General features: G+C 69.5%; 17 protein-coding genes. 7 read left to right on the forward strand and 10 right to left on the reverse strand.

What is annotated here, in order from left to right; all coding sequences use genetic code 11:
• Positions 1-1,707 (forward strand): lanthanide-dependent methanol dehydrogenase XoxF1 (gene xoxF1, locus E1J50_RS11095; RefSeq protein WP_132253480.1); only part of this gene is annotated, 1,707 nt, incomplete at its 5' end.
• Positions 1,708-1,798: 91 nt separating this feature from the next.
• On the opposite strand, the gene E1J50_RS11100 is transcribed toward xoxF1, so the two are convergent.
• Complete coding sequence (locus tag E1J50_RS11100) at positions 1,799-4,153, reverse strand: PAS domain-containing protein (protein ID WP_132253482.1); 2,355 nt, start codon at positions 4,151-4,153, stop codon at positions 1,799-1,801.
• A 278-nt stretch (positions 4,154-4,431) separates the two neighbouring features.
• On the opposite strand from E1J50_RS11100, the gene E1J50_RS11105 reads away from it, so the two are divergent.
• Positions 4,432-5,316 (forward strand): YihY/virulence factor BrkB family protein, encoded by an 885-nt coding sequence (locus tag E1J50_RS11105; protein WP_132253484.1) that lies wholly within the window; start codon positions 4,432-4,434, stop codon positions 5,314-5,316.
• A 232-nt stretch (positions 5,317-5,548) separates the two neighbouring features.
• Here E1J50_RS11105 and E1J50_RS11110 read toward each other — a convergent pair whose 3' ends face one another.
• Positions 5,549-7,327: a glucan ABC transporter ATP-binding protein/ permease gene (locus E1J50_RS11110; RefSeq protein WP_132253486.1), complete on the reverse strand. Its 1,779-nt coding sequence runs from the start codon at positions 7,325-7,327 to the stop codon at positions 5,549-5,551.
• Between the two features lie 293 nt (positions 7,328-7,620).
• Here E1J50_RS11110 and E1J50_RS11115 point away from each other — a divergent pair, with 293 nt between their 5' ends.
• Together E1J50_RS11115 and E1J50_RS11120 are read left to right on the forward strand one after the other, a co-directional pair.
• Positions 7,621-8,394, forward strand: a complete 774-nt coding sequence (locus E1J50_RS11115; protein ID WP_132253488.1) for a motility protein A — start codon at positions 7,621-7,623, stop codon at positions 8,392-8,394.
• 29 nt (positions 8,395-8,423) lie between these two features.
• Positions 8,424-9,257 carry an OmpA/MotB family protein gene (locus E1J50_RS11120; protein WP_132253490.1) on the forward strand — a complete coding sequence of 278 codons (834 nt, stop codon included), beginning with the start codon at positions 8,424-8,426 and terminating at the stop codon, positions 9,255-9,257.
• Positions 9,258-9,275: 18 nt separating this feature from the next.
• Here the strand turns inward: E1J50_RS11120 and E1J50_RS11125 are convergent, their stop codons facing one another.
• Together E1J50_RS11125 and E1J50_RS11130 are read right to left on the reverse strand one after the other, a co-directional pair.
• On the reverse strand, positions 9,276-9,785 hold the full coding sequence (locus E1J50_RS11125) for a CAP domain-containing protein (protein ID WP_132253492.1): 510 nt from the start codon (positions 9,783-9,785) through the stop codon (positions 9,276-9,278).
• Between the two features lie 20 nt (positions 9,786-9,805).
• Complete coding sequence (locus E1J50_RS11130) at positions 9,806-12,553, reverse strand: DUF3772 domain-containing protein (protein ID WP_245516530.1); 2,748 nt, start codon at positions 12,551-12,553, stop codon at positions 9,806-9,808.
• 601 nt (positions 12,554-13,154) lie between these two features.
• Between E1J50_RS11130 and E1J50_RS11135 the strand changes: the two genes are divergently transcribed.
• A complete protein-coding gene (locus E1J50_RS11135) occupies positions 13,155-13,703 on the forward strand; it encodes an HNH endonuclease (protein ID WP_132253497.1) in 549 nt (182 codons plus the stop codon).
• 2 nt (positions 13,704-13,705) lie between these two features.
• On the opposite strand, the gene E1J50_RS11140 is transcribed toward E1J50_RS11135, so the two are convergent.
• From E1J50_RS11140 to E1J50_RS11150, 3 genes are all read right to left on the reverse strand, one after another.
• Positions 13,706-14,020, reverse strand: a complete 315-nt coding sequence (locus E1J50_RS11140; RefSeq protein ID WP_132253499.1) for a hypothetical protein — start codon at positions 14,018-14,020, stop codon at positions 13,706-13,708.
• 29 nt (positions 14,021-14,049) lie between these two features.
• The gene (locus tag E1J50_RS11145) at positions 14,050-14,889 is read right to left on the reverse strand and encodes an outer membrane protein (RefSeq protein WP_132253502.1); all 840 of its coding nucleotides are present in this window, start codon (positions 14,887-14,889) and stop codon (positions 14,050-14,052) included.
• 296 nt (positions 14,890-15,185) lie between these two features.
• Entirely contained in the window at positions 15,186-16,178 is a 993-nt protein-coding gene (locus E1J50_RS11150) for an outer membrane protein (RefSeq protein ID WP_132253504.1), read from the reverse strand.
• Between the two features lie 253 nt (positions 16,179-16,431).
• On the opposite strand from E1J50_RS11150, the gene E1J50_RS11155 reads away from it, so the two are divergent.
• Together E1J50_RS11155 and E1J50_RS11160 are read left to right on the forward strand one after the other, a co-directional pair.
• Entirely contained in the window at positions 16,432-16,674 is a 243-nt protein-coding gene (locus E1J50_RS11155) for a hypothetical protein (RefSeq protein ID WP_132253507.1), read from the forward strand.
• Between the two features lie 12 nt (positions 16,675-16,686).
• Positions 16,687-17,025, forward strand: coding sequence for an MmcQ/YjbR family DNA-binding protein (locus tag E1J50_RS11160; RefSeq protein WP_245516531.1), 339 nt, complete (start codon positions 16,687-16,689; stop codon positions 17,023-17,025).
• A 10-nt stretch (positions 17,026-17,035) separates the two neighbouring features.
• Here the strand turns inward: E1J50_RS11160 and glmM are convergent, their stop codons facing one another.
• From glmM to tilS, 3 genes are all read right to left on the reverse strand, one after another.
• The gene (gene glmM / locus E1J50_RS11165; RefSeq protein WP_132253509.1) at positions 17,036-18,376 is read right to left on the reverse strand and encodes a phosphoglucosamine mutase; all 1,341 of its coding nucleotides are present in this window, start codon (positions 18,374-18,376) and stop codon (positions 17,036-17,038) included.
• A gap of 196 nt (positions 18,377-18,572) precedes the next feature.
• Positions 18,573-20,495 (reverse strand): ATP-dependent zinc metalloprotease FtsH, encoded by a 1,923-nt coding sequence (gene ftsH / locus E1J50_RS11170; RefSeq protein ID WP_132253511.1) that lies wholly within the window; start codon positions 20,493-20,495, stop codon positions 18,573-18,575.
• Positions 20,492-21,640 (reverse strand): tRNA lysidine(34) synthetase TilS, encoded by a 1,149-nt coding sequence (tilS, locus tag E1J50_RS11175; protein WP_132253514.1) that lies wholly within the window; start codon positions 21,638-21,640, stop codon positions 20,492-20,494. The genes ftsH and tilS overlap by 4 nt, the downstream gene beginning before the upstream one ends.
• Positions 21,641-21,769: the final 129 nt, after the last annotated feature.

Below are 21,769 nucleotides of genomic sequence, written 5' to 3' on the forward strand. Positions count from 1 at the left end.
CAGCAGGTGCTTCAGACGGTTGACTACGCCAACACCCGTTACTCGAAGCTCGACCAGATCAACGCCGGCAACGTCAAGAACCTCCAGGTCGCCTGGACCTTCTCGACCGGCGTGCTGCGCGGCCACGAGGGCTCCCCGCTCGTCGTCGGCAACATGATGTACGTGCACACCCCCTTCCCCAACATCGTCTACGCGCTCGACCTCGACCACGACGCCAAGATCGTCTGGAAGTACGAGCCCAAGCAGGACCCGTCCGTGATCCCGGTCATGTGCTGCGACACGGTCAACCGTGGCCTGGCCTATGCCGACGGCGCCATCCTGCTGCACCAGGCCGACACCACCCTCGTCTCGCTCGATGCCAAGTCGGGCAAGGTGAACTGGTCGGTCGTCAACGGCGACCCGAAGAAGGGCGAGACCAACACCGCCACCGTGCTGCCGGTGAAGGACAAGGTCATCGTCGGCATCTCGGGCGGCGAGTTCGGCGTGCAGTGCCACGTCACCGCCTACGACCTGAAATCCGGCAAGAAGGTCTGGCGCGGCTACTCGGTCGGCCCCGACGATCAGCTTCTGGTCGATCCGGAGAAGACGACCCATCTCGGCAAGCCGGTCGGCAAGGATTCCTCGCTGAAGACCTGGGAAGGCGATCAGTGGAAGACGGGCGGCGGCTGCACCTGGGGCTGGTACTCCTACGATCCGAAATTGAATCTCGTCTATTACGGCTCGGGCAACCCCTCGACCTGGAACCCGAAGCAGCGTCCGGGTGACAACCGCTGGTCGATGACGATCTGGGGCCGCGACGCCGATACGGGCATGGCGCGCTGGGTCTACCAGATGACCCCGCACGACGAGTGGGATTTCGACGGCGTCAACGAGATGATCCTCTCCGACCAGAAGGTCGACGGCAAGGATCGCCCGCTGCTCACCCATTTCGACCGCAACGGCTTCGGCTACACCCTCGACCGCGCGACCGGCGAATTGCTGGTGGCCGAGAAGTTCGATCCGGTGGTGAACTGGGCCACCAAGGTCGACATGGACAAGGGTTCGAAGACCTACGGCCGCCCGCTGGTCGTGTCGAAGTACTCGACCGAGCAGAACGGCGAGGACGTGAACTCGAAGGGCATCTGCCCGGCCGCCCTCGGTTCGAAGGACCAGCAGCCCGCGGCCTACTCGCCGAAGACGCAGCTGTTCTACGTGCCCACCAACCACGTCTGCATGGATTACGAGCCCTTCAAGGTGACCTACACCCCGGGCCAGCCCTATGTCGGCGCGACCCTGTCGATGTACCCGGCCCCCAACTCGCATGGCGGCATGGGCAACTTCATCGCCTGGGACGGCGTGAACGGTAAGATCAAGTGGTCGAACCCGGAGCAGTTCTCCGCCTGGGGCGGCGCGCTCGCCACGGCCGGCGACGTGGTCTTCTACGGCACGCTGGAGGGCTACCTGAAGGCGGTCGACTCGAAGACGGGCAAGGAACTCTACAAGTTCAAGACCCCGTCGGGCATCATCGGCAACGTGATGACCTACCAGCACAAGGGCAAGCAGTATGTCGGCATCCTGTCGGGTGTCGGCGGCTGGGCCGGCATCGGCCTGGCGGCGGGCCTGACCGATCCGAATGCCGGTCTCGGCGCGGTCGGCGGCTACGCGGCGCTGACGAGCTACACCAATCTCGGCGGTCAGCTCACCGTCTTCACGCTGCCGAACAACTAACGTCGTTCGGTCAGCCTCGGACGGATCGATGCCGGCGCGGGATTCCGCGCCGGTATCACCATGGGCGGCCTGCACGCGATAGCGGGTCTTCTCAGGCCGCGCACAGCCGGGCCGCGGCCCGCACGACCTGCCGGAACTCGACCGGCTTGCGCAGGCGCTCGACGGCGTCGAACCGGGCCGGGATCATCACGTCGTCGTAGCCCGTCACGAACACGAAGGGCACGCCGCGCTCCTGCAGGGCTTCGGCCACCGAGAAGCGGACCCCCGCCCCGAGATTGATGTCCACCACCGCGCAATCCGGCGCCTCGCGGGCGATCAGGCCCAGGGCCTGATCCTCGCTCCCGACCGGCCCCAGCACCGTGCCCCCCGCCCCGCGCAGGGCGCGCTCGGTGTCGGTCGCGATGTAGTAATCATCCTCGACCACCAAGCCCCTGCATCCGCTGAGGTCCGCCTCGCCCGCCATGTCCAGCGATCCCCCCGCGATCGTCGTGCTCAGAACGACGGTGTCCGTTTCCAGGATGCTGTCGCCCTGCCGCAGCGGGAATTCCAGGCGGCAGCGCAGGCCGTCCGGCTCGAAGCTGAGGCGGCCCCGTCCCTTCAGCTCGTAGGGGATACGCTGCTCGATGAGCGTCGTTCCGAAGCCCTGCCGCTGCGGCGGCACGAGGGGCGCGGGCGCTCCCGTCTCGACCCAGTCGAAGAGCAGGCGGGGCCCGTCCTCCGCCTGGGCGACGCGCCACGCGACGGCGAGGCGCCCGCCTGCGTGCGCGAAGGCGCCGTATTTCAGCGCGTTCGTCGCCAGTTCGTGCACCGCGAGCGTCAGCACCTCGGCGGCCTTCGGCGCCAGAAGCAGCCCGGCCCCCGCGAGCGTGAACTGGCCTTCCCGCGCGGCCTGAACCTCCACCTCGGCGCGGATCAGCGAGGCGAGATCGACGCCGGCATTGGCGGCCCGGGTCAGCAGCACCTGCGTCCGGGCGAGCGCCCGCAGGCGCCCTTCGAGCAGGTCGCGGTAATCGCCCACGTCGCCCGCCGTCTCGCCGGTGCGGGCGGCGATGGAGCGGATCATGACCAGGATGTTGCGCACCCGGTGCTGCAATTCGAGGAGCAGCACCGACTGGTGCTCGGCCGCCTGCTTGGATTCGGTGACGTCCTCGGCGATGCCGGCGACGCGCTGGACCCGGCCAGCCGCGTCGAGGAGCGGGAAATCCGTGTCGCGGACCCAGCGGAAGGCGCCGTCGCTCGGGCGCAGGATGCGGAACTCGTGCGTCACCGCCTCGCCGCGCCGGGCCTGCTCCAGATGCGCGATGGCGGCGTCGCGGTCCTCGGGCACGATGAGCCCGGCCCAGCGCTTCGGATCGCCGAGGATCGCCTCCGGCTCCACGCCGTAGATCGTCCGGATGGCCGGGCTGACATATTCCATCGCCAGCGTCGCCGCCTCCCGGATCCAGAGGGCGTCGGACGAGGAGGCGGCGAATTGCCGGAACCGCTCCTCGCTGTCGCGGAGCGCCGCCTCGGCCCGCGCGCGCTGGATGGCGGCCCAGAGGCGCTCGGCCACCTCGCGCAGAAGCTCGATCTCGTCGGGGCGCCATGGCCTCGTGGCGGAGCCCGTGACGCAGAGCGCGCCCTCCAAGCCGCCATCCCTGATCAGGGGGGCTCCCGCGCAGGAGACGATCTCGAGCGCCGCGAGCGCCGGCCGGTCCACTGCCGCGACGAGCGGGGAGGTCCGCGCATCGTCCACGGCGTGGCACGCCCCGCCGCGCAGGATGTCGAGGGACCACGCGAAGCGCGCGACGGGATGCTCGCCCGAAAGAGACGGCGCGCCGTCGCGCACCCAATCCCGCTCGACCCGCGCGATGCCGTCCGCCTCGTCCACCGCGACGTACCAGGCCCGATCGACCCCGAGATGCTCGCCGAGCAGCCGGCACGCGACGCCCTGCGCCGCGACCGGGTCCGAGAGCGGCCGCAGCGCGTCGCTGAGCCTGAGCAGGAAGGCCTGCCGGTCCTCGCTCGCGCGCAAGGCCGCCTCCGCCCGCAGCCGCCCACTGATCTCGAAGCCGATCATGTGGGCGGCGACGACGCAGCCCCTGGCGTCCCGCACGGGGCTGAGATAGGCGTCGAACACCTGCCCCGGTCCGCTCACGGCGAGCGCCTGGGCCGGCACATGCACGCTCTCGCCCGCGAAGACCCGCTCGTAATGGTGGGCGACGGCCGGGTAGGCTTCGGGCCAGGTTTCGGGCAGGGGCCGCCCGAGGGCGGCGGGGTGGTGCGCCCCGTAGAGGCGGGCGGCGGGATCGTTGTAGATGAGGATGTGGTCCGGCCGGCAGACGAGGCTCGCCACGAGCGGGCTCGCCAGCACCTGCTCGACCATCAGCTTGAGCCGGCTCGACCAGGATGGGATGGGGCCGAGCGGCGTCCTCGCCCAATCGTGCGCGCGGATGCGGGCGGCCATCTCCCCATCGCCGACGGGCCAGTCTTCCGCATGCTCGGCATCCATGCTGCAGAGAACGCACGTTCCCCGCTGCCTGTCACCCCGCCGCGCAGCCGCCCTCCCCCCGCCCGTCGCGCCGCTGCCGGGCCGGGCGCGACTTTCGGCGGCGTTGCCCGAAATCGTCACCTGACCGACGAACGGCGCCGCCTGCCGCCTGACGCGTTGACGAACCGGATCCGCGCTCTTCGTATCCGGCCGGCATTCCGCACCGGCCCGCCCTCCCGAGACCGCTTCCCGCCGTGAGACGCCTCCGCACCAGCTTCGAAGTGGCCGGGATCGCCGCGCAGCGGTTCGTCGCCCATGACGGCTGGGCCATCGCGAGCCACATCGCGCTCTCGATGCTGACCTCCCTGGTCCCGTTCCTGATCCTGCTGGCGGCGGTTGCCGGCCTGTTCGGCACGAAGTCGCTGGCCGACGAGGCCGGCGTGCTGATCTTCGACGCGTGGCCCCGCGAGGTGGCCAAGCCCATCGTCAACGAGATGCACCGGGTGCTGACCGAGCAGCGCGGCGGCGTCCTCACCCTCGGCGCCGTGCTCGCCCTCTACTTCTCGTCCTCCGGCGTCGAGAGCCTGCGGGTCGGCCTCAACCGGGCCTACGGGTTGCGCGAGATGCGGCCCTGGTGGCTGACCCGCCTCGAATCGATCGGCTACGTGGTCTGCGGCGCCTTCGCGATGCTCGCCTTCGCGCTCCTCGTGGTGCTCGGGCCGCTGATCTGGCGCAACCTCATCAACGTCGCCCCCGGGCTGGAGCCGCTCAGCCTCACCGTCGCGATCGGGCGGATCGGCGTGACGGCCTTCCTGATCATGACGGTGCTCGTCATCGCCCACAAATTCGTGGCGGCCGGCCGGCGCTCGCTCTGGTCCGTGCTGCCGGGGGTCGCGGTGACGCTCGCCCTCTGGTTCCTGGCCGGCCTCGGCTTCGGCTTCTACCTCGACCGCTTCTCCTCGGCCTACGCCTCCACCTACGGGGGCCTCGCCACGGCGATGGTGTTCCTCGTCTTCCTCTACTGGCTCGCGGCCATGTTCCTGTTCGGCGGCGAGATCAACGGCACCGTGATCGCCGCCAAGCGCCGGCGGCTTCAGGCCCGGATGCAGGCCAAGCACGAGCGGGCGGCGATGCTCTGAGCCTTCCGTCCCCCGCTCCGGACGGGCGCCCCGCCCGGCCGCATCGTACGATCGCGTGCGCCGGGGCGGGAACCGAACGTCGGTTCGGCGACTTGGCCCCATGCTCCATGCGATGTTTCCACCTTGCCCGGCCTGCTTCCCAAAAGGGAGGCGGGCCGTTTTGTCTCGGGTCGCCGGGATGATCGCGATCTACGCGGAGGGGCGCCGAACGGTGATCGCACGGTGATCGGGATCAGGCCGCGAGCGCCATCTCCGCCGGCTCGCTCTCGGCGGCCATGAACTGGGCTCGCGCCAGCTCCGCAAAGCGCCCGCCCTCCGCCACCAGCGCGTCGAAGCTCCCGCTCTCGACGATCCGCCCCTCGTGGAAGACGAGGATCCGGTCGGCGTTGCGGATCGTGGCGAGGCGGTGCGCGATCACGAAGGTCGTGCGCCCCTCCATCACCGCCTCCAGCGCCGTCTGCAGCTTGCGCTCGGTGGCCGCGTCGAGGGCGCTCGTCGCCTCGTCGAGGATGAGGACCGGCGGGTTCTTCAGGAGTGCCCGCGCGATCGAGAGCCGCTGGCGCTCGCCGCCCGAGAGCGAACGGCCGCGCTCGCCGATGACGGTGTCGAGCCCGTCGGGCTGGCGGGCGATGAACTCGCTGGCCTGCGCCCGCTCCAGCGCGTCGAGCATCTCGGCATCCGTCGCGTCCGGCCGGCCCACCTGCAGGTTCTCGCGGATCGAGCGGGCGAACAGCATCGGCTCCTGGAACACGACGCCGATATTGTGGCGCAGGGAGGCGAGGCCGATCTCGCGGATGTCGGTCCCGTCGATGCGGATCGCGCCCGCATCCGGGTCGAAGGTCCGGTGCAGCAGGCCGAGCGTGGTCGACTTGCCCGAGCCCGTCGTGCCGACGAGCGCCACCGTCTCCCCGGCCCGCGCCGTGAAGGACACGCCGTCGAGGGCCGGGCGGCGGCCGTCGTAGGAGAAGCCGACCTCCTCGAAGCTGACCTCGCCGTCGAGCCGCGCGATCGGCCGCGCGTTCGGCCGGTCGCGGACGGCGGGCACCGTGTCGAGGATCTCGAAGAACTCGGCCATCTTCGGCGCCTGCTGGAACAGCCCGTTCACGAAGGAGACGACGTGGTCGAGGCGCGCCACCAGCATCGTGGCGAGACTCATGAAGGCGACGACCTCGCCGACCGTGGTCGAGCCGGCCTGGTAGAGGGCGATGCCGGTGATGAAGATCGCCGTCATGGTGATGGTCGCCGAGGCCTTCGTCGCGACCGCGGCGAGCGCCCACCAGGACAGAACCGGGATCTGGGCCTTCAGCAGGTTGTGGATGATGCCGTGCATCGCCTCCTTCTCCGCCTTGGCGCGGGTGAAGGACTGGATGACCGCGACGTTGCCGAGCGCGTCCGAGGCGTGCGCCGCGAGGCCCGAATGATAGTGCTCGACCTCGCCCTGGAGCGCCTCCGTGCGGCGCATCACGAAGGTGGTCAGCCCCGTGAAGACGACGACCAGCACGACGAGGATCGAGCCGAGCTGCCAGTTCACGAACAGCGTCAGCGGCAGCAGCACGCCGAGCGAGACCAGGGCCGCGAAATGGTCGCGGAAGAAGCCGAGCCAGAGCCAGGCCATGCCGTTCGTGCCCTCCAGCATCGCCTTGAGGACGCGGCCGGAATGGTTGGCCGAGTGGAAGGCGAGCGGCAGGTCGAGCACGTGCTCGAAGTAGTTCGCCATGGTGGAGAGGCGGCTGCGATGGGCGAGCCGGTCCGAGTGTAGGGCGATGGCGACGCCCGCCGCGATCGTGAAGAAGCCGAAGGCGACCCAGGCGCCGATCAGCGGCACCAGCGTGCCGAACGCGTCGGCGTTGCGGCTCAGATGGGTCAGCTGGTCGATGATGCGGCCCATCAGCAGCGGTTCGGCGAAGGCCGCGACCGCGAGGGCCACGTTCGCGACGGCGAGGCCGATCGCGAGGCGCTTGTCCGGGCCGAGAAGGCCCATCACCCGTCCATAGAGACGAAACATCGACATCCCGAGCTCCGAAAACCTCCCGACGCGGCCGGTGTGACCCCGGTCCTTCGCCGTGCGCGCCCCGGCGCTCCGCAGCCTGGAAGAAGGCTGGAAACCGTCCGGGGTAGAGTGGCTTATGGCAGATCCTGCCTGAACGCCGCATGACGCGGAGCGCCCGAAATCATTCCCAGACGGACGGGCCACGGTAAAGGCCATCGTCGCCACTTTTACGGTTCGTTCAGCCCGTTTCCCTACTTATGGGGACGACGTTGTCCCGAAGGGACGGCGCGGGCTTACCGTCAGGCATCGTCGTCATGGATCTCGCAACCGGTGTCGGCCTGATCGGCGGTTTCGCCGTCGTGTTCGTGCTGATCATGATCGACGGCGGCAACTTCGCCGCCTATTTCGACAAGCACGCCGTCATCGTGATCTTCGGCGGCGCGACCGCCGCCACGATGATGCGGTTCCCCTTCTCGACCATCATGCACGGCCTGCCGATGGGCCTGCGCTTCGCCTTCACGATGCGCTCGGTGAAGCCGCGCGACCTCATCGACGAGATCACCAAGATCGCCGACGTGGTGCGCAAGAGCGGGCCGATGGCGCTCGAGAACATGGAGATCTCGGACCCGTTCCTGGCGCAGGGCGCCCGCTACATCGCCGACGGCTACGACCGCGAATTCATCCGCGACACGATGGAGCGCGACCGCGACAACTTCCTGATGCATCTCGACGAGGGCTCGAAGATCTATCGCGCCTTCGGCGATTGCGCACCGGCCTGGGGCATGATCGGCACCATCCTCGGCATGGTGACCATGTTCGCCAACATGTCCGATCCCTCGAAGCTCGGCCCCGCCATGGCGACGGCGCTGCTCGCCACCCTCTACGGGGCGCTGATCGCCAACATGATCACCCTGCCGCTCGCCGACAAATTGCACGTGAAGCTCGAGGAGGAGGACGTCTCCCGCTCGCTCATCATCGACGGCATCCTGCTGATCCGCGACCAGAAGAGTTCGTCCCTCGTGCGCGAGATGCTGATCGCCTACCTGCCGCACAATCACCGCGAGGAACTCGCCGAGGCCGCAGCGTGAGCGCGGCGGGCCGCTAGGAGGGCTGTCCGGTGGCCAAGAAGAAGCGCGGCGGCGCGCATGGCGGCCACGGCTGGTTCGTGACCTTCGCCGACCTGATGGCGCTCCTGATGAGCTTCTTCGTGATGATCGCGGCGTATTCGACGCAGGATCAGAAGAAGATGCAGGCGGTCGCCGGCTCGATGCGCGACGCCTTCGGCGTCAACAAGGAATCGCGCTTCGCCGGCATCATCGAGCAGACGGGCCTGCCGACCGCCGACCGGGTCCGCTACCTGCGCGACGTGCCGCCCGAGCGCGCGAGCGACCGCACGACGCCGCCGCGGATCGACCAGACCGTCGAGAGCGGCCTCTCCGACCGGGGCGAGGTCGAGAATTTCGGGCTCGCCGCGGCCTCGCTGCGGCAGGCGCTGCAGGACATGCCCGAGGTCGCCGAAATCTCGAAGAACATCATCATCGCGCCCACCGCCAAGGGCCTCGACGTGACGATCGTCGATCAGGACGGGCGCTCGATGTTCCCGGAGGGATCGAGCCGGCCGAACGACCGGACCCGCCGTCTTCTGGAGAAGCTCGCTCCCGCGCTCCGGCAATTGCCGAACCGGATCGCCGTGACCGGCTTCACCGCGAGCGACCGGCCGGGCAACCGGCCACCTGCCCCGCCCTGGGAGCTCTCGGCGAACCGCGCGATCAGCGTCCGCGAGATCCTGGCGGGCGCGGGCGTTCCCGACGACCGCTTCGCTTCGGTCAGCGGCAAGGCCGATACCGAGCCGCTGTTTCCGGACAATCCCTTCCTGCCGGCCAATCGCCGCGTGACGGTCACGCTCCTGAAGGAAGCGCCACCGACGCCGGCCGGCCGCGGCCTGCCGTGACGCGCCGTCCGTGAAGCGTCACTTGGCGACGAGCAGCGCCCAATAGACCTTGTACTTCGAGTTCGGCGCGTAGGCCGTGGCGATGCCCATGCGCGTCGCGCTGGCGTCGAGCATCACCGCGTTGTGGGGCGGGCTGTCGCGCCACCCGGAGAAGGCTTCGGCGAGGGTGTGGTAACCGGCCGAGAGGTTGGCGTTCGCCTTGTCGTAGCCGAGGCGCTCCACCGCGACCTTCACCGTCTGCGCCTTGCTCGGCCGGTCGGCCGCCGCCATCGCCGCGGCCTCGGTCTCGGCGAGGCGCTGCAGGTCCGGGTCGAGGGTCAGCGGTGCCTCTCCACGCCCCCTTCGATAGGCCGAGATCATGTCGCGGGCCGCGTTCGTGTCGAGTTGCGCGGTGTTGGTCGTGAGCGGCCAGTAGAGGCTCGGCAGGGCGGAGGTCGCCTGCGGCTCGCCCGCGCAGCCCGCAAGGCCGAAAGTGGCGAGGATGGCCGCCACGAAACCGAGATCACGCACCCGTTCCACGCCCCTCATCCCCGTCCGTCGTCCCTGCCTCAGCCAACCGTGCCCACGCTTCGCCGGCTCAGGTCCCGCGGCGTCGCGGACCGGACCGGTTCCTCGGGTAAAGGTGCCGCGTCCCGCGCCGTCTCCGGCTCGGAGTCCGGCCGGACGAAGCGGCCCGCGATCTCGCCGAGGGCGTTCTGCATCCCGTCGAGGCCCTGCACCGTCACGACGCTGGAGCCGGGTCCGAGCGGTGGGATGAAGCCGGCCTCCGATAAGGTTCTGAAGACCGCAAAGTTCAAGTCCGTCTGCACCTTCTGGCCGAGGCTGACGTCGGAGATCATGGCGATCAGCTCGAATTCCAGGAACGGGTCGCCGATCTTGCGGAACACGACGCGGGGCTCGGGCTCCTTCAGCACGTCCGCATGCTCCCGGGCGCAGCCGACGATGAGTTCCGCCGCCCGGACCGGGTCCTGGTTGCGCAGCACGCTGACGGTGAGAGTGACGCGGCCGGTCCGGTCGCCGCGGACCCGGTTCTTGACCACGCCCGAGATCAGGTTCGAGTTCGGCACGATGACGGCCGATCGGTCGAAGGTCTGGATCTCCGTGGAGCGCACCGAGATCCGCTTCACGATGCCCTCGCTGTCGCCGATCAGCACCTGATCACCGACGCGGATCGGGCGCTCCCAGAGGAGCAGCAGACCCGAGACGAAGTTGTTGACGATCGATTGCAGGCCGAAACCGATACCGACCGAGAGCGCGCCGGCGACGATGGTCAGCTTCTCGAGGCTCAGGCCGAGATACGAGAAGGCGAGCGCGAGCGCGAGCAGGAAGCCGAAATACCCGCTGACCGTCGAGATCGAGTTGCGCAGGCCGGCATCGAGGTCGGTGGCGGGCAGGTAGGTGTGCTCCAGCCAGCGCTGCACCGCGCGGGTGATCACGACGCCGAGGATCAGGATGCCGATGCCGAAGGTGATCGAGGAGAGCGAGATGGTGACGTCGCCGACCTTGAAGCCGAAGAAGGCGGTGCGCACCGAACTCAGCACGTCGGTGGAATCGAGCCCCCAGGGCGCGAGCGCGAGGAGCGCGACGAGCAGGATCAGCACGACGCGCGAGGCGCCGGTGGCCAGCACCGCGATCTGGTTGAGGGAGCGCTTGCGCAGCCCCGTATTGGCCTGGAGCGTCGTCGCGAGCCGCGTGTCGTCGCTGAGCGAGCCGCCGATGAAGGTGTCGGCGCTCTGGATCAGGAGGTAGAGGAGCACGAGCAGGCTCGTCGTCCAGACGAGCTGGTCGATGAGGAAGGCGGCGAAGGCGACGTAGCCGCCGAGATCGGCGGCGCCGATGAGGCCGACCGCGGCCCAGCCGATCAGCCGCGCCGGGCCGCCGACGCCGGTCGTGGTGCGGGTCGGCACGTAGGGGCCGAGGCAGGCTTCCTCCTCCTCCTCGCGGTCGGCGAAGCGGTGCAGGCCGATCGCGAGGATCAGAACCATCGCGAGGGCGCCGATGCCGCGGGTGGCGATGGAGATGGGGAGCGCCGCCGAGATCCCGGAATTCAGGGCCTCGATCGACTTCGTGACCGTGATCACGGTGGCGATGCCGACCGCGAGGCGCCGGACGCGGGCGGCGGCCGCGTCGCTCACGGGCGCCGGGCGCCAGGACGGCTTGTCCGGCGAGAGCAGGCCGTCGCAGAGCGCCTCGACGAAGGCGATGAAGGCGAGCCCGCCGAGGATCGCGCCCGCGACCGGCAGCAGGCGGGAGGGCAGGAGGTCGGTGGCGTCGAGGGCGTAGTAGACGGCGTAGCTGCCGACCACCGCCGGCACCGTGCCGAGCAGGATCACCCGCCACGCGCCGAGCAGCTTCTGGCGTCGCGTCGGATCGTTCTTCGTCTGGTCGCGCCGCCCGAAGCGCGGCGCGATGTTGCGACGCCCGAAATACAGGGCGACCGACACGCCGAAGGCGATGCCGAGCAGCAGCAGGTTCGCCAGCGTGCCGTTGCGCCCGAACAGGAGGAGAATGTCCGAGAGGGCGCTCTGCAGCGCCCGCATGTCGCGGGGCATGTCCGCGGCAACCCGGCTCCACAGGGTCGGCGTGAGCAGGCCCTGGGAGCGCTCGAACAGCCCGCGGGTGAAGGATTCGCGGCGCCGATTCGAGATCCGGTCGACGATCTGGTCGCTCTGGACGAGCAGCGAGCGGGCGAGGCGCTGGGTCTCGTCGATACGCGCGACCGCGGCCTCCCGCTCCACGCGCTCCTGCATCACCTCGGCGCTTTCCTCCACGTCCTTCGGCTTCGGCCCGAGTTGGGTCAGGCGCTCGCGGGCGGCTTCCAGGGGGGTATCGAGCCGGTCGACGATGGTGCGGATCTCGTCGGCCACGGGCGTCAGGCCGTCGCGCAGGCGAGCGAGGTCGATGGCGGTGAGATTCTGGCGTCCCAGCTCCTTCTCGCGCTGGCTCAGGTCGGCCTTGGCCGTATCGAGCTTCGCCCGCACGGCCTTGAGCGCCTCCGACATCTCGGGCTTCGGCGGCGCGGGCTTGGCCTCCGCCGGTTTCGCCTCGGCCGGTTTCGCCTCTCCAGCTTTCGGGTCCGCGGTTTTCGAAGAGTCGGGCTTGGAAGAGTCGGGCTTGGAGGACTCGGGCTTGGAGGGCTCGGGTTTGGCCCCGGGCTGCGGCTTGGCCTGCTCAACGGCCGGCGCGGGGGCCGATGTCTGTGCGGGCGCGGAGACGGGAGCGGCGAGCAGAGCTGCGAGGAGCACGGCGGTGAGCGTCGCGAGGCGCGGGCTGCGGGTCGGCAGGCTTCGGCTCATGAGCGTCCTTTCTCGATGCGCGCCGCGCACCGGGGTCACCGGTCGGGCACGGCCTCGCGGCCCCGGGGCCGAGCGGGCGGGCAGCGCGCGGCGGGCCATGATGGCCGCGTCGCGGGGCGGGTCTGATCGTTGTGGCCGATCCTTAACGGGAAAGGACCGCCCTGCCCACCCGCCTGCTCGCCGGGAAGCGGCGCGGCGACCGCAGGGCTCCCGCGTGGCACCTGTGGGTGCGTCGTCGCGGATCGAGCGCGAACCTTCACAACCGTGTCACGCTGATATTACACTCAGGGCCGATGGACAGGGCCTTTTCGTTTCTTCGCGAGGAGGTGGCGCTGACGGCGTTCCGCGTTCAGCCCCGCCAGAATCTGGGCGTCAGTGCCCATAGCGGCCGCCGCGAGCGGCCGACGCCCGTCCCGTCCCCCGTTCCGAGAGCTTGCCCCGCCGGCCGGGACCGCCACAGGTCGGACGCGCCCGCCGGCCGCCTCCAGGCATCGCGTCGCCATCGCGGCAGGAGGTCTGCCGTCTTTCATCACTTCGGGGCAGCGCGCCGGCCGATTCCCGCGCGTTGTCCCTTGCAGCAGCCGTTCCGAGAGTAGCGCTGATGATGGACCTTCAAACCCTCGTCCTGAACGCGGATTATCGGCCGCTCTCCTACAATCCGCTCTCGCTCTGGTCCTGGAAGGACGCCTTCACCGCCCTGTTCCTCGACCGCGTGACCCTGGTGGCGAGCTACGATGTCGAGGCCCGCTCCCCGAGCCGATCGCTGCGGGTTCCGAGCGTGGTGGCCCTGAAAAATTACGTCACGCTCGCCCGGACACCGGCCTTCACGCGCTACAACATCTACCTGCGGGACGGGTTTTCCTGCCAATATTGCGGGTTGCGCCTGCCCGCGGGCGGCCTGACCTTCGACCACGTCGTGCCGCGCTCGCGCGGCGGCCTCTCCACCTGGGAGAACGTGGTCGCCGCCTGCTCCCCCTGCAACCTGCGCAAGGCGAACCGGACGCCGTCCGAGGCCGAGATGCCGCTCCTCAACGCGCCGCGCCGGCCGACGCGCTACGAGCTGCACCATCGGCAGCCCGAATTCGACCACCGGCAATACCACCACACCTGGCTCGACTACCTGTACTGGGACAGCGAGCTCGACAGCTGAGGCTATTCCGGGAAGCGGGCGGGCGGCTCGTTGTACATGGGCACCGCGTTGTTCCGCGGCAGATAGGCGCGCACGATCACGGGCGGGCCGGCCACGACGGGTGGGCGGTAGCGCGGATCCCGATAGGCTATCTCGGGCGGAAGCGGGCGCCCCTGCCGGCGCATGACGTGCCTCCCGGATGCGGACCGCTCGATCGGCCGGTAGCCATCGGCCGCGACCGGCTGCCACGACGCGGCGAGGAGCATCGCGCCAAAGCCCAGAGGAGCGCCGATCATCAGCAGCGTGCGAAGTGCGGGCGATCCGCTCGTCATGGCCATCACGTCCCCTTCCCGCGGATCCGGTACGCTCAGAACTTCACCGCCGCGCCGCCGCGCACGGTGTTGAGATTGGCCTTGTGCCCGTCGAAATCGTTGAAGAGCACGTACTGATATTCGCCGCGCAGGATAATGTTCTGCGTGAGCGCATATTCCAGGCCGCCGCCGAGGGTGAAGCCACCGACGACCTTGGTCTTGGCGTAAGGCCGGTTTGTCGTGCTGATCACGTCCGAACCGAAGCCCTTGTTGTAGATATCGAAAATCGGGGTCGACGATCCGGCGGAGGTGAGCAGGACGTGCTCCTTGATCTGGGCGCGGCCGATCGCGCCGCCAGCGGTCACGAAGGGCAGGAACTGCCCGAGCGCGTAGCCGACGCGTGCCCGCAGGGTGCCGTAATCTTCGACCCGCGTCGCCGCCGCATTCGTGAGCGTGAGGGTGCGGTCGCTCAACATTGGCCGATCATAGGTGCTGACGCCGGCGGTACCGAACGCCGTATAATCCGCCTCCACGCCGACGACGATCTCGTCGAACTGGTAGTTGATGCCTGCGAACCCGCCGAACGATGTCCCGTCTCGGCGTGCGCTCGGGAGATACATCGTGCCCGAGAGGTTCGAGGCTTCCACGATGTACGCGTCGAACGGGTATTTACCACGCCAGTTCGACGTGATGTCGCCGAACCGGTTCGGGTAGCCGAGGGCGGCCGATGTGTAGCCGGCATGCGCGCCAAAATAGATGCCGCCCCAATCGATCACCGGTACGGGCGCGTCGTATTCCGGCCCGCGCAATATGCCGTAGTCGAGATCGGCGGCCTGCGCCCCCGAGATTCCGCACAGGCCAAGGGCCAACAGGACCGAGACGGTGACGGTACGCATCGAAGTCATCCCCCGGGGCAGCAACGCGACTCGATCTGCAGCCCCCATGAGGCATTGATACGCCAGTAACCTTAATGCTCCGTTTCACGCGGAGTAATTCCGCTTCCCGTAAAAGATCATGGTGCAGTCCTGTTGGATCGAAGACGCCAACCATGTTGGTTCATGGCCGTCGAAGCGCAGGTGTTTCTTTGATCGGCAAATATTGCCGGGTCGACCGCCGTCGTCATGTCTCGCCCAAACGAAAACGGCGCGGATCCGATCCGCGCCGTTCGAGTTCGATGAGTAGGGAGCTGCGCTCAGTACTTGCGGACGAGCGGTCCCGGGGCCGGCTGGTAATCGGCCATGAGCGGCGGCAGCGGAGCCGCGGCGTAGCCGCCGAGCAGGTAGCGGACGCCGAGCTTCACGTCGTGCGCCTCGAGGGTCTTCACCTTGTAGCCGCCGATGCCCGAGCAGCAGTAGCTCTCGCCGAGGCCAGTCTTGGCCGAGCCGAGGTTGAGGTAGCGGTAGGCCAGCTCAACCTTGAAGTTCGAGGTCACGTCGTAAGCGAGACCGGCATGCAGCGCCCAGGCGAAGCTGGTCGTGGTCTTGTCCTTGTAGTCGTAGCGGTCCGTACGGGTCGAGTACGCGCCCGGCACGGCGTAGGGGAGGAAGTTGCCGCAGGCGTCGATGCAGTAGGCGATCGTCGGCTCGGTGCGGCGGGCATCGGTCTTGGCGCCCGACAGGGTGTTGAAGGCGACGCCGACGCCGCCGCCGACGAACGGCGTCACGCCGTACCACGTGCCGAGGTCGAAATAGCCGTTGGCCAGCACGACCACGGAGTCGAAGCGCGCCTTCGAATCGTCGTCGGTCCGCGAGCGCAGGTTGACCTGCGTGTCCGGCCCGGTCGGGTTGAAGTTGGTGTAGGTGCCCTCGGTCTCGTAGCGGCGCGTTCCCTCGATGCCATTCGAGAACCGGTATTCGCCGGTCACGTCGCCGCGGAAGAAGTTGTTGAACTGGTAGCCGACGCCGACGCCGGCGAAGGCGCCGCCACCCATCCCGGTGTTGCGATAGCTCTCGTCGTAGATCGTCGCGCCCTTGGTCTCGCCGTAGGCCGTGTACGTCGTGTTCGCGTAGGCGCTCGCGCCGACGTCACCGCGCAGGTACCAGCCGCCGCCGACCTCGACGGGGGGCGCAACCGGAGGCGGGGGCGGAGGGGGCAGCAGATCCGCGGCCTGGGCGAGGCAGGGCGCGCCGACGCTCGCGACGAGCGTGAGGGAGCGCGCCAAGGCTTGAAGCTTGGAGCGGGCCATAAGTTTTCCTTCACTGGGACGTGTGCCGGAATCTTGCTGTGCCGGCTCGGATGACGAAGGGACTTTGGCTGAAAGGTCTTAAACCGCGCTTAACGTTAAATCTTATCCTTGCGGGACCGTTGCCGACCCTGCCGAAGGCGGGAGGGATGGGGCGAATATCGGGTGCGGGCGCGACGAAGCGGCCCGTCGCGCGTTGGCTCGCCGGATGCGCGGCCGCGTTCAAGCCGGCCCCGAGATTTCGAAGCGAGACGCCATGACGCGCCTGTTCATCGCCCGGCTCCGGTCGCCCGAGGGCGAGCGACCCCTGATCACGGTCCGCGCGGCCGCCGAGGGCGAGGCCCGCCTCTTCCTGGAGGCGCACTATCCCGACGACACGGTCGAGGCCGTGGCTGAACCCGAGGATTGGGTCTCCGACTCGGATACCGGCGCCGCTCCGGGCGACATCCGCGAGCATCAGGATGCCGCGTGGCCGGATTCGGCCGAGCCGCGCCTCTGAGGCGCATCGCCGGTGCTGCCCGAAGACGTGCGCGCGCTGGCACTGATGCTGCCCGAGACGATCGAGGGCGCCCATAGGGGCAACCCCGATTTCCGGGTCGGCGGCCGCATCTACGCGACGCTCTGGGTCGAGGAGGAGCGGACCGTCCTGCGGCTGTCGCCCGCGCATCAGGCGATGCTCGTCGAGGCAGAGCCCCACCTGTTCTCGCCGGTCGACGGCGCCTGGGGGCGCCGGGGCTGGACGAATCTCGATCTCGCCGAGGCGGAGGAGGACACGTTGCGCGGCGCGCTGCTCGCGGCGTGGCGGCACACCGCGCCGCCCGCCCTCGTCGCCGCCTACGAGCCGGCCTGAGGCGCGCTCGTCAGGCCGCGACCCGGGTCACGGCGTCGACCACCTCGTCCACCACTTCGTTGACGAGGCTGCGGTCGTCCCCTTCGGCCATGACGCGGATCACCGGCTCTGTGCCCGAGGGCCGGATCACGAGACGGCCCGCATTGCCGAGGCGCTCGCGGGCGTTCTCGATCGCCGTCACCACCGCCTCCTGGCGCAGGGGCTCGCCCGAGCGATAGCGGACGTTCTTGAGGATCTGCGGCAGCGGATCGAAGCAGTGGCAGACCTCGCTCACCGGGCGCTCCTGCCGCTTGACCACACTGAGGAGCTGGAGCGCCGCCACGAGGCCGTCGCCGGTCGTGGCATAATCCGACATGATGATGTGGCCGGATTGCTCGCCGCCGAGGTTGTAGCCGTGCTCGCGCATGTGCTCCAGCACGTAGCGGTCGCCGACCGCCGTGCGCGCCAGCGTCAGGCCGATGCCGCCGAGATACCGCTCCAGGCCCAGATTCGACATGATGGTCGCGACGAGGCCGGGCTGGGTGAGGCGGTCGTCCTCCTTCCAGGAGCGGGCGACGACGGCCATCAACTGGTCGCCGTCCACGACTTGGCCCTTCTCGTCGACGATGATCACCCGGTCCGCGTCGCCGTCCAGCGCGATGCCGACATCGGCGCGCAATTCGCGCACCTTGCTGACGAGGGCGCCGGGCGCCGTGGAGCCGACGTCGCGGTTGATGTTGAAGCCGTCGGGCTCGACGCCGATCGAGATGACCTCGGCCCCGAGCTCCCACAGGGTCTCCGGCGCCACGCGGTAGCCCGCGCCGTTGGCGCAATCGACCACCACGCGCAGGCCGTCGAGCGTGACGTGGCGCGGCAGCGTCCGCTTGGCGAACTCGATGTAGCGGGCGTGCACGCTCTCGATGCGCTTGGCCCGCCCGAGCTCCTGCGAGGGCGCGAGCCGCTTGTGCAACTCCCCGTCGATCAGCGCCTCGATGGCGTGCTCGACCTCGTCGCTGAGCTTGAACCCGTCCGGGCCGAACAGCTTGATACCGTTATCCTCGAAGGGATTGTGCGAGGCTGAGATCATGACGCCGATATCGGCGCGCATGGAGCGCGTCAGCATCGCGACGGCCGGCGTCGGCATCGGGCCGAGCAGCAGAACGTCCATGCCGACGGAGGTGAAGCCCGCCACCAGGGCCGTCTCGATCATGTAGCCGGAGAGACGGGTGTCCTTGCCGATGACGACACGGTGCCGGTGGTCGCCGCGCTGGAACACGAGGCCCGCAGCCTGACCCACCTTGAGGGCGAGTTCCGGCGTGATGACGCCGTTCGCGCGGCCCCGGATGCCGTCCGTCCCGAAATACTTGCGCACCTGCGTCTCCGATCGTCCACAGAGATCTTGGCCGCCACGATACCAGCATTCGCACGGCGCGGGGCGACGAGATTCCGGGGTAGTGAATCGTAACTCTCCGGGAGGAGCCGTTCGCCCGCAAACACGGTTGAAGTGGGGCGAAACGAGAGAGGGCGCCCTGAACGGGGCGCCCTCTCGTGATCGGGTCCGGAGAGGCTCAGGCCTGAGGCTGAGGCTCCAGGCTGCCATCGTTCTCGCGGGGGCGGCCGCGCCCGGCGGTCGGCACCGGCGAGCCACGGGCGGGCGTCGGCGGAACGTCGCCGCCGTCGCGCACGGGGGGCCGTCCGTTGATGAGGTTGCGGATCTCCTCGCCCGAGAGCGTCTCGTATTCGAGGAGCCCCTGCGCCAGAGCCTCGAGATCGTCCTTGCGCTCGCCGAGGATGCGGCGCGCCTCCTCGAGACCCTGCTCCACGAGGCGACGCACCTCCGCGTCAATCTTCTGGGCGGTCGATTCGGAAACGGTCTGCTGCCGCCCCATCGACATGCCGAGGAAGACCTCGTCGGTGTTGTCGCCGTAGGCGACGGTGCCCAGCTCGGGGGAGAAGCCCCAGCGCGTGACCATCATCTTAGCCAGCCGCGTCGCCTGCTCGATGTCCGACTGCGCGCCCGAGGTCACCTTCTCGGGCCCGAAGATCATCTCCTCGGCGATACGGCCACCCATCATGATCGCGAGCCGGGAGGTCATCTGCTCGTAGCTCATCGAGAGCTTGTCGCGCTCCGGCAACTGCATGACCATGCCGAGCGCCCGGCCGCGGGGGATGATCGTCGCCTTGTGGACGGGATCGGTCGCGGGCACGTTCAGCGCCACGATGGCGTGGCCGCCCTCGTGGTAGGCGGTGAGGCGCTTCTCGTCCTCGGTCATCACGAGGGTGCGCCGCTCGGCGCCCATCATGACCTTGTCCTTGGCATCCTCGAACTCGTGCATCGTGACGATGCGCTTGCCGCGCCGCGCCGCGAGGAGCGCCGACTCGTTGACGAGGTTCATCAGGTCCGCGCCCGAGAAGCCGGGCGTGCCGCGGGCGATCGTCTTGAGGTCGACGTCGGGCGCCAGCGGAACCTTGCGCACGTGCACGCGCAGGATCCGCTCGCGGCCCGTGACGTCCGGGTTCGGCACCATGATCTGACGGTCGAACCGGCCGGGACGCAGCAGCGCCGGGTCGAGCACGTCCGGGCGGTTCGTGGCCGCGATGATGATCACGCCCTCGTTCGCCTCGAATCCGTCCATCTCAACGAGGAGCTGGTTCAGGGTCTGCTCGCGCTCGTCGTTGCCGCCGCCCAGGCCGGCGCCACGATGGCGGCCGACCGCGTCGATCTCGTCGATGAAGATGATGCAGGGCGCGTTCTTCTTGGCCTGCTCGAACATGTCGCGCACCCGGGACGCGCCGACGCCGACGAACATCTCGACGAAGTCCGATCCGGAGATCGTGAAGAAGGGCACGTTCGCCTCGCCGGCGACCGCGCGGGCGATCAGCGTCTTGCCCGTGCCGGGCGGGCCGACGAGCAGCACGCCGCGCGGGATGCGGCCGCCGAGCCGCTGGAACTTCTGTGGGTCGCGCAGGAACTCGACGATCTCCTGCAGGTCCTCCTTGGCCTCCTCGACGCCGGCCACGTCGTCGAACGAGACACGCCCATGCGCCTCGTTCAGCAGCTTGGCCTTCGACTTGCCGAAGCCCATGGCCCGGCCCGCGCCCGACTGCATCTGGCGCGAGAGGAAGATCCAGGCGCCGATGAAAACGAGGATCGGCAGCCAGCTGACCAGGAGCTGGATGAACCAGGGCGTGTTGTCGGAGGGGGGCCGCGCCGTGATCTGCACGCCCTTGCCCTGCAACTTCGAGACGAGGCTCGGATCGTTCGGGGCGTAGGACGTGAAGTTGCCGCCGCCGACATAGGTGCCGCTGACATCCTGGCCCGAGATGACCACGGACTGGATCTTGCCGGCATCGGCGTCGTTCAGGAGCTGGCTATAGGCGATCTCGCTCCCGCCGCCGCGATGACCCGGGGTCTGGAACAGGGTCACGAGCGCGAGGACGAGGAGAAAGATGACGACCCAAAGGGCAAAATTCCGAAAGTTCGGGTTCATCGATCAATCCTTGGCGAGTGCGGGCCCCCTGCCGCGGACCCCTTGCCCATGACGGGGGGATCATCCTCGCACTCCGGGCCAATGTAGGTGGCGGGACCCCCCTTGCCAAGTAACTCGGAAGGCGGTTCGGGTGCCCCGGTCGTCGCGGCCCCGCGCCGCCGCGGCGGAGCCCGCGTGAGGGTGACCGTGCCGTCCCGTCCCACCGTGACGACGAGACCGCGAAGCGTGCCTCGCGCCGTCCGCCCGGCCCTGAGGGCGGGCAGCACCGTCCCGAAGGTCAGCCGCTCCAGCCGTTCCAGGCGGTGCGGCCCCTCCCCTCCCGCCGCATCGACGGCGCGCTCCATCAGCCGGAGCGTCACCGCCTCGGGCTGGGCGAGCAGCGCCGCGCCGTCGAGGCGCAGTCCGAGCGCCTCGCCGGCTGCGCGCGCAGCCGCGAAGCCCTCGTCGGCGGCGCGCCGCAGGGCCGCCTCGTCCCGGGCCGCGCGCTCCGCGAAGCGGGCCAGGCGGCTCGCGTCGAGCCCCTCGCGGGCCAGATCGGGCAGAAGGCGGCGCAGGCGGGCGCGGGCATAGCGGTCGTCGGCATTCGAGGGGTCACGGAGGAAGCCGATGCCCCGCGCCTCGCACCACGCGACGAGATCGGCCTTGGGGATCGCGAGGAAGGGGCGGACGAGGCGCAAGCCCGGCGCGAGGTCCCGCTCGACCCGCATCCCCGAAAGACCGGCGAGGCCGCTTCCCGCGATCAGCCGCATCAGGACCGTCTCGGCCTGATCGTCGAGGGTGTGGCCCGTCAGGATGCGGTCGGCCCCGACCTCCCGCGCCAGACCCGCGAGAAGCCGGTAGCGGGCGGCGCGAGCTGCCGCCTGGACGCCTGCGGCCGGGCGCGCCGCATTGTCCCACGCGAGGATGCGGTGCGGCAGGCCGAGCCTGCCGGCCGCCGCGCCCACCGCGACCGCCTCGGCGCGCGATTCCGGCCTCAGGCCGTGGTCGATGGTGGCGACGTGCAGCCGCCCCGGCGCCAGGGTGGCAGCGGCGTGCAGGAGGGCCGTGGAATCCGGGCCGCCCGAGACCGCGAGGATCGCGGCCGTCCCGTGGGCGAGAGCCGGCTCCAGGGCCGCGGCGATCCGGCGATCGCGGTCGGCGCGCATATCGTGCGGACTCGCCGAGCGATCGCTCGGCGCGCATCGGCCATCTGTCTCGCGAGATAAGGCCGGGGGATCGGGCGGGGCGTCGGGCACGACGAAACTCTACGCCGCCTCGCTCGCGCTTTCGAATCG

The organism is Methylobacterium segetis (assembly GCF_004348265.1).
Lineage (GTDB): Bacteria > Pseudomonadota > Alphaproteobacteria > Rhizobiales > Beijerinckiaceae > Methylobacterium > Methylobacterium segetis.